Source organism: Streptomyces sp. NPDC104106, from assembly GCF_055584345.1.
The window spans coordinates 525,715-538,848 of sequence record NZ_JBVJMF010000001.1; the positions used below are offsets into that span (position 1 = coordinate 525,715).

10 protein-coding genes are annotated in these 13,134 nt (G+C 73.2%); 4 read left to right on the forward strand and 6 right to left on the reverse strand.

The genetic code is table 11. From position 1 onward, the window contains the following. Positions 1-392: 392 nt before the first annotated feature. The 4 genes from ACZ60X_RS02425 to ACZ60X_RS02440 form a co-directional block, all read right to left on the reverse strand. Positions 393-1,610, reverse strand: a complete 1,218-nt coding sequence (locus ACZ60X_RS02425) for an MFS transporter (RefSeq protein WP_469592342.1) — start codon at positions 1,608-1,610, stop codon at positions 393-395. 109 nt (positions 1,611-1,719) lie between these two features. Then, the gene (locus tag ACZ60X_RS02430; RefSeq protein WP_469592344.1) at positions 1,720-2,757 is read right to left on the reverse strand and encodes an endonuclease/exonuclease/phosphatase family protein; all 1,038 of its coding nucleotides are present in this window, start codon (positions 2,755-2,757) and stop codon (positions 1,720-1,722) included. Positions 2,758-2,945: 188 nt separating this feature from the next. Then, positions 2,946-3,569: a TetR/AcrR family transcriptional regulator gene (locus ACZ60X_RS02435; protein WP_469592985.1), complete on the reverse strand. Its 624-nt coding sequence runs from the start codon at positions 3,567-3,569 to the stop codon at positions 2,946-2,948. Positions 3,570-3,745: 176 nt separating this feature from the next. After that, positions 3,746-5,332 carry an MFS transporter gene (locus tag ACZ60X_RS02440; protein WP_469592346.1) on the reverse strand — a complete coding sequence of 529 codons (1,587 nt, stop codon included), beginning with the start codon at positions 5,330-5,332 and terminating at the stop codon, positions 3,746-3,748. Between the two features lie 189 nt (positions 5,333-5,521). Between ACZ60X_RS02440 and panB the strand changes: the two genes are divergently transcribed. From panB to ACZ60X_RS02455, 3 genes are all read left to right on the forward strand, one after another. Then, entirely contained in the window at positions 5,522-6,388 is an 867-nt protein-coding gene (panB, locus tag ACZ60X_RS02445; RefSeq protein ID WP_469592348.1) for a 3-methyl-2-oxobutanoate hydroxymethyltransferase, read from the forward strand. A gap of 135 nt (positions 6,389-6,523) precedes the next feature. Further along, positions 6,524-7,549 (forward strand): ATP-binding cassette domain-containing protein, encoded by a 1,026-nt coding sequence (locus ACZ60X_RS02450; protein WP_469592351.1) that lies wholly within the window; start codon positions 6,524-6,526, stop codon positions 7,547-7,549. Continuing rightward, positions 7,546-8,412 carry an ABC transporter permease gene (locus tag ACZ60X_RS02455; protein ID WP_469592353.1) on the forward strand — a complete coding sequence of 289 codons (867 nt, stop codon included), beginning with the start codon at positions 7,546-7,548 and terminating at the stop codon, positions 8,410-8,412. Before ACZ60X_RS02450 ends, ACZ60X_RS02455 begins: the two co-directional genes overlap by 4 nt. Positions 8,413-8,434: 22 nt before the next feature. Here ACZ60X_RS02455 and ACZ60X_RS02460 read toward each other — a convergent pair whose 3' ends face one another. Both ACZ60X_RS02460 and ACZ60X_RS02465 read right to left on the reverse strand, forming a co-directional pair. Next, positions 8,435-11,695, reverse strand: coding sequence for a BTAD domain-containing putative transcriptional regulator (locus ACZ60X_RS02460; protein ID WP_469592355.1), 3,261 nt, complete (start codon positions 11,693-11,695; stop codon positions 8,435-8,437). Between the two features lie 23 nt (positions 11,696-11,718). Then, on the reverse strand, positions 11,719-12,216 hold the full coding sequence (locus ACZ60X_RS02465) for a DUF6578 domain-containing protein (RefSeq protein ID WP_469592357.1): 498 nt from the start codon (positions 12,214-12,216) through the stop codon (positions 11,719-11,721). Positions 12,217-12,324: 108 nt separating this feature from the next. Between ACZ60X_RS02465 and ACZ60X_RS02470 the strand changes: the two genes are divergently transcribed. Beyond that, complete coding sequence (locus ACZ60X_RS02470) at positions 12,325-13,128, forward strand: site-2 protease family protein (protein WP_469592359.1); 804 nt, start codon at positions 12,325-12,327, stop codon at positions 13,126-13,128. Positions 13,129-13,134: the final 6 nt, after the last annotated feature.

The window sequence follows — 13,134 nt, forward strand, 5'->3', positions numbered from 1 at the left end:
TGAACAGGGGCGCGAGCGGCATCCTGGCGGCGTGCACGGCACGGCGACCACCCAAAGGCCCGACCGGCCGCCGAGCGCCGCCCCACGGCCCCGCCGGCCCACGCGTCCGGGCGGCGCCCTTCGCGCGAGGCCGCCCGCCGGGCCGGGAAGCAGGCGCGAAACCTCCGGCTTCCCGAGGAGGTGAACCCGGGGAATCAGGAGAATCCAGCGCCCGGGCAGGCAACGTTCGCCCCGTCGCGACGCCCGGCACGCTCCCCCGCTGCGCGGGAGGAGCCCCCACTCGCCGCACCGGCCGAAAGCCCACGTACGCCCAGTACGAGGACTTCCGGCCGGCACGCCGACAGCACGCACCGGACGCCGCTCCCTGACGGGAAAACGTCGCCTGCCGGGCCCTAGTGGTGCAGCGCCGCCGCGTCCTTTGGGACGTGCGACGTGACGACCCGCCCCGCCGACGGGGTCACCCGGCGCCGGTCCACCGCGTAGGCGACCGCCGCCACACCCAGGCCCAGCACCGCGAGGGCCGCGCCGGCCAGCGCGGGAGACGTGGCGCCGAAGCCCGCCGCGAGGGCCAGCCCCCCGATCCAGGCACCGCCGGCGTTGGCCAGGTTGAAGGCCGCCTGGTTGGCGGAGGAGGCCAGGGAGGGGGCCGCCGAGGCCTTCTCCATGACCATCAGCTGGAGCGGTGAGCCCGTGACGAACGCCGCCATGCCCAGCAGGGTGACCGCCAGGGCCGCGCTCCATTGCGCGCGCATCAGCAGCGGGAACAGCAGCAGCACCGCGCCGAGGGAGGCCAGGCCGCCGAAGAGCGTGCCGCGCAGGGAGTGGTCCGCCAGGCGGCCGCCCAGCAGGTTGCCCGCCGTCGCGCCGACTCCGAAGAGGGCGAGGAGCAGGGTCACGGACGCCTCCGCGTAGCCCGCCGACCGCGTCAGCATCGGGGTGACGTAGCTGTACGCCGCGAAGAGCGCGCCGAAGCCCGCCACCGTCGTACCGAGCGCCAGCCAGACCGGCAGGGACCTCAGCGCGGCCAGTTCGCCGCGCAGGCCCGTCGAAGCGACCGCGTGCCGTGCGTCCCGCGGGATCAGCAGGGCCAGGGAGGCGATCGCCGCGAGGCCGATCGCGCTCACCCCGAGGAAGGTCGCCCGCCAGCCGAGGTGCTGGCCCATCAGCGTGGCCGCGGGGACGCCCGCGATGTTGGCGACGGTCAGGCCGAGGAACATCAGCGACACGGAGCGGGCCTTGCGCTCCGGGGGGACCATGCCCGTGGCGACGACCGCGCCGACGCCGAAGAAGGCGCCGTGCGGCAGGCCGCTGAGGAAGCGGGCCGCGAGGAGGGAGTCGTTGCCCGGGGCGAACGCCGACAGGGCGTTGCCCGCGACGAACAGGCCCATCAGGGAGATGAGGACCGTACGGCGGGACATGCGGGCCGTCAGGGCGGCGAGGAGCGGGGCGCCGATCACCACGCCCAGGGCGTAGGCCGAGACCAGGTGCCCGGCGGTGGGGATGGAGATGTGCAGGTCGTCCGCGACGTCGGGCAGCAGGCCCATCATCACGAACTCGGTCGTACCTATTCCGAACGCGCCGACGGCCAGAGCGAGCAGGGCCAGGGGCATGAAGGGGCCTGTGCCTTTCAGGGGAGAGGGGTGTTCCGGTCACTTGTCAGTTCAGCCGATGTAAGTTCAGCTACGGAACAAAGTCTCTCAGGCCCGGTATTCCGGCCGGTTACGAGGACGTGTCCAGCTTCACACGGGCGGCCACCGGGAGGTGGTCGCTGCCCGTGCGCGGCAGGGTCCAGGAGCTCTCGGGCTCGATGCCCTTGACCATGATCTGGTCGATCCGCGCCATCGGGAACGACGCCGGCCAGCTGAACCCGAAGCCGCTGCCCGCCGCGCCCTGCGTGGAACGCATCTGGGAGGTGACGGCGTTGAGCGAGCGGTCGTTCATCGTACCGTTCAGATCGCCGAGCAGGACCACGCGCTTCAGCGGCTCGTCGGCGATGGCCTCGCCGAGCGCGTCGGCGCTCTTGTCCCGCTGCCGGGCCGTGAACCCGGCCTCCACCTTCACCCGGACCGAGGGCAGGTGCGCGACGTACACCGCGACCGCGCCCTTCGGCGTCGCGATGGTGGCCCGCATCGCCCGCTTCCAGCCGAGCTTGATGTCGACGGCCTGGACGTCGCTCATCGGGTACTTGCTCCACAGCCCGACCGTGCCGACGACCGCGTGGTACCGGTACGTCGGCGCGAGCGCCTTCTCGTAGACGGGTACGGCGGTGTTCGGGACCTCCTCCAGGGCGAGCAGGTCGGCGCCGGAGGAGGCCACGGCCCGCGCGGTGCCGGTGGGGTCCGGGTTCTCGGCGTTGACGTTGTGCGTGGCCACCATCAGGTCGCCGCCCGAGCCCGTACGGTCGGCGAGCAGGCCGCCGAAGAGGTTGAGCCACACGATCCCTGGCAGGAGGACCGCGATCAGGGCCGTCGCCGACCTGCGGAGCACGGCGCACCCGAGCAGCACCGGGATGAACAGGCCCAGCCAGGGCAGGAACGTCTCGGTGAGGCTGCCGAGGTTGCCCACCTCGTTCGGGATGTGCGCGTGCAGCAGCATCACCAGGGCGAGGACGACGGCCAGCACCGCGATGACGATGCCCCGGCGCCAGACCCGCGGGTCGCCGCGCCAGCCGGAGAACAGGCGTCGCAGCCGGGATCCGGGTCGCTTCGGCCCCGAGCCGCCGCCCACCGTCTGCGAAACGTACGCCTGCTGCGCCATACCGTCTGCCTCACTGCCTGCCGTGCACACCGTCGTCCCCCCGTGCCGCTGTCGACCCTAGGGGATGATCGGCTCCGTTCCCGCCGCCCGGTGGCGGCCGTACGGAAGTCGAGGACGAACGGGGCGGGGCCGCGAGTTCCGTGCACGTCCAAGGCCGTGTGGTCTGTGACGAAACGCGCACATGGATGCTACGAGGCTGTCGAGCTGACGGGTCGTAGGCCCGCGAGGACGGTGTCGACGATCTCCTCCGCGAGGCCCTCGGGCAGATCGCCGTCGGGGCGCAGGGCGGTGCGCACGAGCATGGGGCCCATGAACAGGTCGTTGGCCAGCTCCAGGTCGACGTCCGTGCGCAGTTCGCCGTTGTCCCGCCCACGGCGCAGCACGCTCAGGGCGAGGGCGCGGCGCGGGGCCACGACGCCGGCGTGGTACGCCGACCAGATCCTGGGGCTGGACTTCATCTGGGCGTACACGTTGTGCAGGATCGCCGAGGAGCGGGTGGCGATGCCGCGGGTGCGCACGGACTCCAGCAGGGCGACGAGGTCGTCGCGCATGCTGGTGCCGGGCAGTTCGGGGTCGGGGGGTTCGGCGGCGCGTACGACGTCGACGAACAGCTCCTCCTTGCCGCTCCAGCGGCGGTAGATGGTGGCCTTGCCGACCCCGGCCGTGCGCGCGACGCGCTCGATGGACAGCTCGGCGAGGGAGACGCCGTCCTCCAGGAGCTTCATCACGCCCTCGATGATGGCGCGCTCCACGGCTTCGCTGCGCGGCCTGCCCCGCACGGGACCGACCCGCACGGGACCGCAGGGCCGCAGGCGGGTGTCGGCTCCCGTCGCGGTCGCGGTACCGGTGCCCGTATCGGCGTCGGTGTCGGGGCCGGTGTCGGCAAGGCTCACGTCGTATCCGTCCTCTCACTGAGCTGCGGGGATTCTCCCGCAGCCACCTCCTCCCCCGGTTGTCGCCCCGCTACCCGATCCGGCCGTGGCCCGCGTCAGTCCCCGGCCACGACCAACTCGCGCTCCTGGCTGTCCTCCTGACCGGCCGGGGGCCGGCCCGGCAGGAAGAGCCCGGTCACCACGGCGCCGATCAGCGCGACGCCCGTGCCGCACAGGGCGGTGACGTGCATGGCGTGCAGGAACGCGTCGTTGGCCGGGCCGACGAGGGCCTTGCCCTGCGGGCCGAGCTTGCCGGCGATGCCGAGGGTGGCCTCGATGGACTCGCCGGCCTTCTCGCGCAGGGCGGGCGGCAGCGGGCCGAGCCTGCCCTCGACGCCGTCGCGGTAGGACGTGGCGAGCACCGAGCCGAGGACGGCGATGCCGAGCGCGCCGCCGACCTGGCGGAAGGTGTTGCTCAGCGCCGAGGCCGAGCCGGCCTTCTCGCGCGGCAGGGCCTGCATGATGACGACCGAGGTCGGCGTCATGATGTGGGCCATGCCGGTGCCCATGAGGAAGAAGACGACCTCCAGCAGCCAGATGGGCGTGTCGGCCTCGAAGGTGGCGAACGCGGCCAGCGTCGCGGCGATCAGCACCAGACCGGCGGTCGTGGTCGCCCTGTTGCCGAAGCGCTCGACGACCAGCCGGGCGCGCGGCGCGAAGATCATCTGGGCGGCGGCCAGCGGCAGCATCAGCACGCCGGACTCCAGCGGCGAGTAGCCGCGCACGCTCTGCGTGTAGAAGACGCTGAAGAACGTGACGCCCATCAGCGCGAAGAAGACGAGCGCGATGGCGCTCATCGCCGCCGAGAACACCTTGTTCCTGAAGTAGGTGACGTCCAGGGACGGGTGGTCGCTGCGCTTCTCGAAGACCACGAAGGCGGCGAGGACGACGACACCGGCGCCGGTCGTCGCCAGCACCTTCGGGTCGGTGAAGTCGGCCAGCTCGCCGCCCTTGATGATGCCGTAGACGAGCAGGACGAGGCCGACGACGGACAGGGCCACGCCGATCGGATCGAGGCGGCCGGGCCTCGGGTCGCGGGAGTCGGGCACCAGCCAGGTCATCAGGACCAGCGCGACGATCACGATCGGCACGTTGACGAAGAAGACCGAGCCCCACCAGAAGTGGTCGAGGAGGGCGCCGCCGGTGATGGGCCCGATGGCGATGGCGAGGCCGACGCCGCCGGCCCAGATGCCGATGGCCTTGGGCTGCTCCTCGCGCTCGAAGACGTTCATGAGGACGGCGAGGGTGGCGGGCATGACGAAGGCGGCACCGAGGGCCATCAGCGCGCGGAACGCGATCAGCTGGCCCGGGGAGCCGGACTCGGCGGCCAGCATCGAGCCGATGCCGAACACGGCGATGCCGCCGATCAGCACCTTCTTGCGGCCGAGCCGGTCGCCGACGAGACCGGCGGTGAAGAGCAGGCCGGCGAAGACGAGGGTGTAGGCGTTGATCGCCCACTCGATCTGCCCCTGGCTGGCGCCGAGGCCGACGGGCGCCGGGGTGGCGATGGTCTTGATGGCGACGTTCAGGATCGAGTTGTCGAGCACCACGATGAGCAGGCTCAGCATCAGCACGCCGAGGATCGCCCAGCGGCGCCGGTGCACCGCTTCCGGTATCCGGGGGGCAGGGACGGGACTTGTCATGTGTTCGATATTACGTTCATTTCGATACGGAACGGTCTCGTATCTCACGGCTTTACCAAGTCCTTACGCCGGGATTCCGGCGGCCGGATCACAGGGGTCCCTCTGGCCGTGACTGGCACGAGGTGCCACCATGGAGACGATCCGGGGACGCCGTCAGGGCGCCTCGAGATGACTGAAGGAGCCGTTGCAATGACGCAGCTTTCGGCTGCCCAGACGCAGCCCACCGACGGCAGCAAGGCGCTGTACGGGGGCAAGGGCACACGCCGTATCACTGTGCGCGACATCGCCCTCGCCAAGGAACGCGGCGAGAAGTGGCCCATGCTCACCGCCTACGACGCGATGACCGCCTCCGTCTTCGACGAGGCCGGGATCCCGGTGATCCTGGTCGGCGACTCGGCGGGCAACTGCCACCTCGGGTACGACACGACCGTGCCCGTCACCCTGGACGAGATGACCATGCTGTCGGCCGCCGTGGTGCGCGGCACGCGGCGCGCCCTGATCATCGCCGACCTGCCCTTCGGCTCGTACCAGGAGGGTCCGGTGCAGGCGCTGCGCTCGGCGACCCGGCTGGTGAAGGAGGCGGGGGCCGGTGCGGTCAAGCTGGAGGGCGGCGAGCGCTCGCACGAGCAGATCCGGCTGCTGGTGGAGTCCGGCATCCCGGTGTGCGCCCACATCGGGCTGACCCCGCAGTCGGTGCACGCCATGGGCTACCGGGTGCAGGGGCGCGGCGAGGAGGCGGCCCAGCAGCTGCTGCGCGACGCCAAGGCCGTGCAGGACGCCGGCGCCTTCGCGGTGGTCCTGGAGCTGGTCCCGGCGGAGCTGGCCGCCGAGGTCACGCGCGTGCTGCACATCCCGACGGTCGGCATCGGCGCGGGCCCGGAGACGGACGCGCAGGTGCTGGTCTGGACGGACATGCTGGGGCTGACCTCCGGCCGGGTCCCGAAGTTCGTCAAGAAGTACGCGAACCTGCGTGAGGTCATGGGCGACGCGGCGAAGGCGTTCGCCGAGGACGTCGTCGGCGGAACGTTCCCGCTGGAGGAGCACTCCGTCCACTGAGCCATCGCGGCAACACCCCGGCAGCCCCGCTGATCTTCCCCCGTCAGCGGGGCTGTCGCCTTTCACCGGCGCGCTGTCGGCGGCTGTCGGGCTGCTGTCGGTGGTTTGTCGGTCGCGCCTGGCACTGTCGTCGGCATGACACGAATCGATGACAACCCCGTCGGCGCGAGCCACGCAGTGACGGTGCGGGGTCTGGTCAAGCACTACGGCGAGACCAAGGCGCTGGACGGCGTCGACCTGGATGTCCGCGAGGGCACCGTGATGGGCGTGCTCGGGCCGAACGGCGCCGGCAAGACCACCCTCGTGCGCATCCTGTCCACCCTCGTCACCCCCGACGCCGGACAGGCCACGGTGGCCGGCTACGACGTCGTGCGCCAGCCCCGGCAGCTGCGCCGGGTGATAGGACTCACCGGGCAGTACGCCTCCGTGGACGAGAAGCTGCCCGGCTGGGAGAACCTGTACATGATCGGGCGGCTGCTGGACCTGTCCCGCAAGGACGCCCGCGCCCGCGCGGACGAGCTGCTGGAGCGCTTCTCCCTCACGGAGGCGGCCAAGCGGCCGGCCGGCACGTACTCCGGCGGCATGCGGCGGCGGCTGGACCTCGCCGCGTCCATGATCGGCCGGCCGGCCGTGCTGTACCTGGACGAGCCGACGACCGGCCTCGACCCCCGCACCCGCAACGAGGTGTGGGACGAGGTGCAGGCCATGGTCGGCGACGGCGTCACCGTGCTGCTCACCACCCAGTACATGGAGGAGGCCGAGCAGCTCGCCTCCGAGCTGACCGTGGTGGACCGGGGCAAGGTCATCGCCACCGGAGGGATCGATGAGCTGAAGGCCAGGGTCGGCGGGCGCACCCTCCGCGTCCGGCCGGTCGATCCGCTGCAGCTGCGGCCGCTCGCCGCGATGCTGGACGAGCTGGGCATCACCGGGCTCGCGGCCACCACCGTGGACACCGAGTCCGGCACCCTGCTGGTGCCGGTCCTCAGCGACGAGCAGCTGACCGCCGTGGTCGGCGCCGTCACCGCGCGCGGCATCACCATCTCCTCCATCACCACCGAACTGCCCAGCCTGGACGAGGTGTTCCTGTCCCTCACCGGCCACCGCGCCGGTGCCCCGCAGGACACCGCGCCCGCCGACTCCCGCGAGGAGGTCGCCGTATGAGCTCCCGTCCGTCGCCCACCACCACCCTGAACGAGGCGCTGCGCGCCGCCCCCGCAATCACTCTCGCTCCGTCCGACGCCGACGTACGGATCCCGCTGCGCGCGCACGTGCGGCACACCGGCGCCCTCATCCGGCGCAACCTGCTCTGGATCCGCCAGGACCCGGAGTCGATGTTCGACGCGCTGTTCATGCCGATCGTCTTCACCCTGCTGTTCGTGTACGTCTTCGGCGGCTCGATCGGGCAGGCGCTGGGCGGCGGGCAGGACAGGTACGTGCAGTACGTCATCCCCGGCATGCTGGCGATGATGAGCATGACGCTCTCGCAGGGCGTCGGCACCGGCTTCAGCCAGGACTTCAACAGCGGGGTCATGGACCGGTTCCGCACGCTGCCGATCGGGCGCGGCTCGGTGCTGTTCGCGAAGATCGCCGTGGAGCTGGCCCGGATGCTGTTCGCCACCGTCATCCTGATGGTCGTCGCCGTGCTGGTGGGTTTCCACATCCACCACTGGGGCGGGCTGTTCGCGACCGTGGGGCTGTCCGCGCTGTTCGCCTCCTCGATCATGTGGGTGTTCCTCACCCTCGGCGTGATGCTGAAGAGCGCCCAGTCGGTGCAGGGCGTGGGCTTCCTGGTGCTGTTCCCGCTCCAGTTCGGCTCCTCGATCTTCGCGCCGACGAACTCGATGCCCGGCTGGCTGCGGCACTTCACCGACTACAACCCGCTGTCCACGCTCGCGGACGCGGCCCGGGGCCTGATGGTCGGCGGACCGGTGGCCCACGACCTGTGGGTGACGGTGGGCTGGTCGGTGGCGATCACGGCCGTCATGGCGCCGGTCGCGATCCACAAGTTCCGCACGAAGACCTGACGTCCGGGCCGTTCGGGGCGCGTCAGAACAGGGCGGTGGCCTCCGCGAGGGAGAGGCCACCGCCCTCGGCGTACGCCGCCGCGTACGCGGCCGGGTCCAGCGTCTCGCGCAGCCGGGCCTCGATGAGGTCGCGGTAGCGGCGCTCCAGGCCGGAGGGGACGTGGCCGGCCGGCAGCAGGGCGTCGGAGGCCCCGAGGCAGCGGGCGCCGTCCGCGGCGCGTCCGCCGCCGTCGAGGCCGGCCAGGGCCAGTGCGGCGGTGCCGAGGCAGATGGCGGGCAGATGCGGGGAGATGGCGTCGGACAGCGGGTCCTGAGCGCGCCGCAGGGCCTCGCGGACGCGGACCAGGGCCTCTTGCGACCGGCGGTCGAGGGCGTCCACCCAGGCCTCCTGGGCGAGGATCGTCGCGTCGAAGACGACGAAGTGCGCGATCGCGAACTCATCGCGTAGCAGCCGCAGTTGATCACGCGCCTCGTCGGTGCGGCCGGCCACGCCGAGCCAGCAGGCGAGGAAGATCCGGGCGGCGGGCATGGCCTCGTTGAGGCTGCCGGCCGCTTCGGCGACGACCTCGCGCAGCAGCCGCTCGCCGCGCTCCAGCTCGCCGTCCTCCATGAGCACGTTGCCGAGCCGGGCCCGCAGGACGGCGTTCTGGGCGCGGGCGCCGAGGGCCTCGGTGTGCTTCAGGGCGGCCCGGTAGTCGGCGGCGGCCTCGCGGTGCGCGCCCTTGCGCTCATGGGCCTCGCCGCGCGCGGACAGCGCCTCGGCGATGCCGAACTGGTCGCCGAGCCCGCGGTAGATCGCCAGCGCCTCGTCGGCGTCGCGGGAGGCGTCGCCCGCCCAGGCGGTGCGGTTGGCGAGCAGGTTGGCGCGCAGCTGCAGGGCGCCGGCCAGCTCCCACTCGTAGCCCGGCGTGTTCCGGCAGGTCTCCACGGTGGCGTCGATGATCGTGCGCAGCCGCTCGATGCCGCCGGTCAGCATCACGGCGAAGAACCACAGCAGGCCGGGGACCCGGCAGGTCTGCGGCATGCCGGGCTCGTACGCCTCGGTGACGGCCCGCAGCTTGTCCTGCGCCTGGGGGGTCTGCCAGGCCTCCAACTCGGTCTCCATGCAGGCGAGATGGGCCAGGTGGACGCCACGCCGGGCCTCGGCGAGGATCTCGCCCGCGTAGGGCGGCGGGGCGTCGGTGCAGCGCTGCGGGACCGGGCGGGCCTTGCGCAGCGGTGCGGCGAACGGGTCGGGGCCGAGCGCCATGACCTCCCGGCACCAGGTGCGGGCGTCCACGCGCTGGTCGCGCATCTGCCAGAACCACACCAGGGACAGCACCAGGCACAGCCCCTCCTGCTCGTCCCCGACGGCGACGGCGTGCCTGAAGGCGGTGCGCAGGTTCTCGTACTCCAGCTGGAACCGCTCGATGGCGGCGCGCTGTCCGGGGCCGCGCAGCAACGGGTCGGTGGTGCGGGCGAGTTCGCGGTAGTACGTCAGGTGCGCGCGCTCGGCGCCGGCGCGGTGCCCGCTCTCGTCGAGCCGTTCGGCGGCGTACTCGGCGACGGTCTCCAGCAGCCGGTAGCGCATGCCGCCCTCGGCCGAAGGGGCGGCCACGACAAGGGACTTGTCGACCAGCGAGCCGACCGCGTCCAGCGCCACGGGGCCGCAGACGGCCTCGGCGGCGGCCAGGTCGCAGCCGCCCGCGAAGACCGACAGCCGGGCGAGGACGTCGCGTTCGTCGGCGTCCAGCAGGTCCCAGGACCAGTCCACGACGGCCCGCAGGGTCTGCTGGCGGGGCCGGGCGGTGCGGCTGCCGGAGGTGAGCAGCCGGAAGCGGTCGTCCAGCCGGTCGGCTATCTGCCGGGGCGTGAGCATGCGCAGCCGGGCCGCGGCCAGCTCGATGGCGAGGGGCAGCCCGTCGAGCCGCCGGCAGATCTCGGCGCACGCCTCCGGGTCGTCCTCGGCCCGGAAACCGGGCCGGGCCGCCGCGCCGCGCTCGGCGAGCAGCCGCAGTGCGGCCGGCTCCGGCAGCGGCTCCACCGGACGCAGCAACTCCCCCGGCACGCCGAGGGGTTCGCGGCTCGTGGCGAGCACGACCAGCCCCGGGCAGCGGGCCAGCAGCCGGGCCACGAGGTCGGCCGCGGCCGCGACGACGTGCTCGCAGTTGTCGAGGACGATCAGCATCCGGCGCCGGGCGCAGTGCTCCAGGAGCCGTTCGAGGGGCTCGTCGTGCCGGTCGGTGACGGCCCGCAGGTTCTCCACTCCGGCGCCGTGCAGCACGGTCTCGCGGGCGCCGATGGCGGTGAGCACGGCCTGCGGGACGGCGTCGGGGTCGTCCACGGGGGCCAGCTCGGCCAGCCACACCCCGTCGGGGGCGGTGTGCCGTACCGCCTCGGCGGCCTCCTGGGACAGCCGGGTCTTCCCGGCGCCGCCGGGCCCGAGCAGGGTGACCAGCCGGGCCCGGGCGAGGTCGGCGCCGATGGCGTCGATGTCGGCCTCGCGGCCGACGAAGGAGGTGAGCCGGGCGGGCAGATTGCCCGCGGCGGGCGCGGGCGGCGGGGCGGCCGGGGCGTCCTCGGTCAGCAACCCGGCGTGCAGGGAGCGCAGTTCGGGTCCGGGGTCGGCGCCGAGCCGGTCGGCGAGCAGTCGGCGTACGTCCTCGTAGGCGGCGAGTGCCCGGGCGGGGCGGCCGGTGTCGCGCAGGGCGCGCAGCCGCAGCGCCTGGAGCGGCTCGTCCAGCGGGTGCTCGTCGCACAGGGCGGTCAGCTCGGGCAGCGCCTGCTCGGCGTGGCCGAGGGCGAGGGCGGCGGTGTGCCGGGCGCGCAGCGCGTCCAGCCGACGGGTCTCCCAGCGGGCCGCCTCGGCGACGTGGCCGGGCAGGTCGGCGAGGGCGGGGCCGTGCCACAGGGCGAGCGCGTCGTCGAGGACGGCGGCCGCCTTGGCGGGGTCGCCGTCGGCGAGGGCCGCGAGCCCGTCGCCGGTCAGCCGCTCGAACCGGGTGAGGTCGACGTCGTCGCCGGCGGCGGTGAGCCGGTAGCCGCCGTCGGCGGAGGCGACGGCGTCCGCGCCGAGGATACGGCGCAGCCGCCCGACCAGTGCCTGGAGGGCGCCGGCGGCGTCGGCGGGCGGATCGGCGCCCCACACCTCGTCCACGAGCACGCCCGCGGGCACGGTCCGACCGGCCCTGAGAGCGAGCACGCTCAGCAGGGCACGCAGCCGCGCCCCGCCGACCGGGACGGCCGTGCCGTCGGGGCGCAGTGCCTGGGTGGTGCCGAGAAGCCGATAGCGCACGGGGTCCATTGTCCCCGCCGGTCCGCACGCCATCAGCCGCCGCCCGCCGCGTCCGGTATGTCCGTGTCCGGTACGCGCAGGACGTGGGCGGTGCCCGGGGCGTCCAGGGTGACGAGGGCGCCGTGGCCGCGGCGGACCCGGCCCAGGCCGTCCACCGTGCCGAGGCCGGTCTCCCCGAACCACTTCGGGCAGGTGCCGGCGGGCGTCCGGGCGAGGGTGCCGGGCACCGGTTCGAGCGCGCGGCCCGCGCCGCGCAGGACGACGCCTGCGTCCGGCGCCGCCGGCGCGGGCCCGGCTTCGCGGGCGGGCGGGCGCGAGCGGAACTCCTCGTGCACCAGCTCGACGGCGGGGACCCGGCCGGTGGTCGGCAGCTCGGGCCCGCCGTGGTTCTCCACCCACGCCCCGGCGGCGTGGTGGCCGTCCGGCCGGTCGGAGGCGACCGGTTTCCAGGCCACCTCGTCGCCCACCGCGAACGGTGTGCCGCAGCACTCCATCTGCCGGTCCGCGCAGAACCCCCTCATCCGTGGCATCCCCCCAGGGTCCAGGAACCGGACGGTGGGCGCGAGCCGTTTCCCCCATGACCGCGCGCCCGGTACGGTCGCATTCCCCGACGGTCCGTACGACACAGGAGCCCGCTGATGACCACCGCCACCACCCGCCACGGCGAGCGCCGGGTCAGTCCCGTGTTCGTCGGGATCCTGGCCGTGACGGCGGTGACCGGCTGGGCCACCTGGACCGGGTACGCGACACAGCCGGGCGTCGCGGTGTTCCTGTTCGTGACGGCGGCCTGGGTCGTCTCGCTGTGCCTGCACGAGTACGCGCACGCGCGCACGGCCCTGCACGGCGGGGACGTCACGGTGGGCGCGAAAGGCTACCTCACGCTGAACCCGCTGAAGTACACGCACGCGCTGCTGAGCGTCGTGCTCCCGGTGGTCTTCCTGATCATGGGCGGGATCGGGCTGCCCGGCGGCGCGGTGTTCATCGAGCGCGACCGGATCCGGGAGCGCTGGAAGCACAGCCTGGTCTCGGCGGCGGGCCCCCTGACGAACGTGCTGTTCGCGGCCGTGTGCAGCGCGCCGTTCTGGCTGCACGCGCTGGACGGGGTGCCCGCCGACTTCCGGTTCGCGCTGGGGTTCCTGGTGCTGCTGCAGGTGACGGCGTCGATCCTGAACCTGCTGCCGGTGCCGGGCCTGGACGGCTACGGCGTGATCGAGCCGTGGCTGTCGTACCGGGTCAAGCGCCAGGTGGCGCCGTACGCCCCCTACGGCCTGCTGTTCGTCTTCGCCCTGCTGTGGGTGCCGTCGGTCAACAGCGTGTTCTTCGACGCGATCGACACGATCCTGCGCGGCCTCGGCGTGGACGACTTCTCCCGCTACTGCGGCCAGGAGCTGTACCGCTTCTGGCAGGGCACCCCGGAGCTGTGCACGGCCGCCGGTTCCTGACGGTCG

Bases quoted from the DNA above. Each gene is read 5' to 3' on its own strand.
- ACZ60X_RS02425 (WP_469592342.1), bottom strand. From the start codon at position 1,610: ATGCCCCTGGCCCTGCTCGCTCTGGCCGTCGGCGCGTTCGGAATAGGT.
- ACZ60X_RS02430 (WP_469592344.1), bottom strand. From the start codon at position 2,757: ATGGCGCAGCAGGCGTACGTTTCGCAGACGGTGGGCGGCGGCTCGGGG.
- ACZ60X_RS02440 (WP_469592346.1), bottom strand. From the start codon at position 5,332: ATGACAAGTCCCGTCCCTGCCCCCCGGATACCGGAAGCGGTGCACCGG.
- panB (WP_469592348.1), top strand. From the start codon at position 5,522: ATGACGCAGCTTTCGGCTGCCCAGACGCAGCCCACCGACGGCAGCAAG.
- ACZ60X_RS02450 (WP_469592351.1), top strand. From the start codon at position 6,524: ATGACACGAATCGATGACAACCCCGTCGGCGCGAGCCACGCAGTGACG.
- ACZ60X_RS02455 (WP_469592353.1), top strand. From the start codon at position 7,546: ATGAGCTCCCGTCCGTCGCCCACCACCACCCTGAACGAGGCGCTGCGC.
- ACZ60X_RS02460 (WP_469592355.1), bottom strand. From the start codon at position 11,695: ATGGACCCCGTGCGCTATCGGCTTCTCGGCACCACCCAGGCACTGCGC.
- ACZ60X_RS02465 (WP_469592357.1), bottom strand. From the start codon at position 12,216: ATGCCACGGATGAGGGGGTTCTGCGCGGACCGGCAGATGGAGTGCTGC.
- ACZ60X_RS02470 (WP_469592359.1), top strand. From the start codon at position 12,325: ATGACCACCGCCACCACCCGCCACGGCGAGCGCCGGGTCAGTCCCGTG.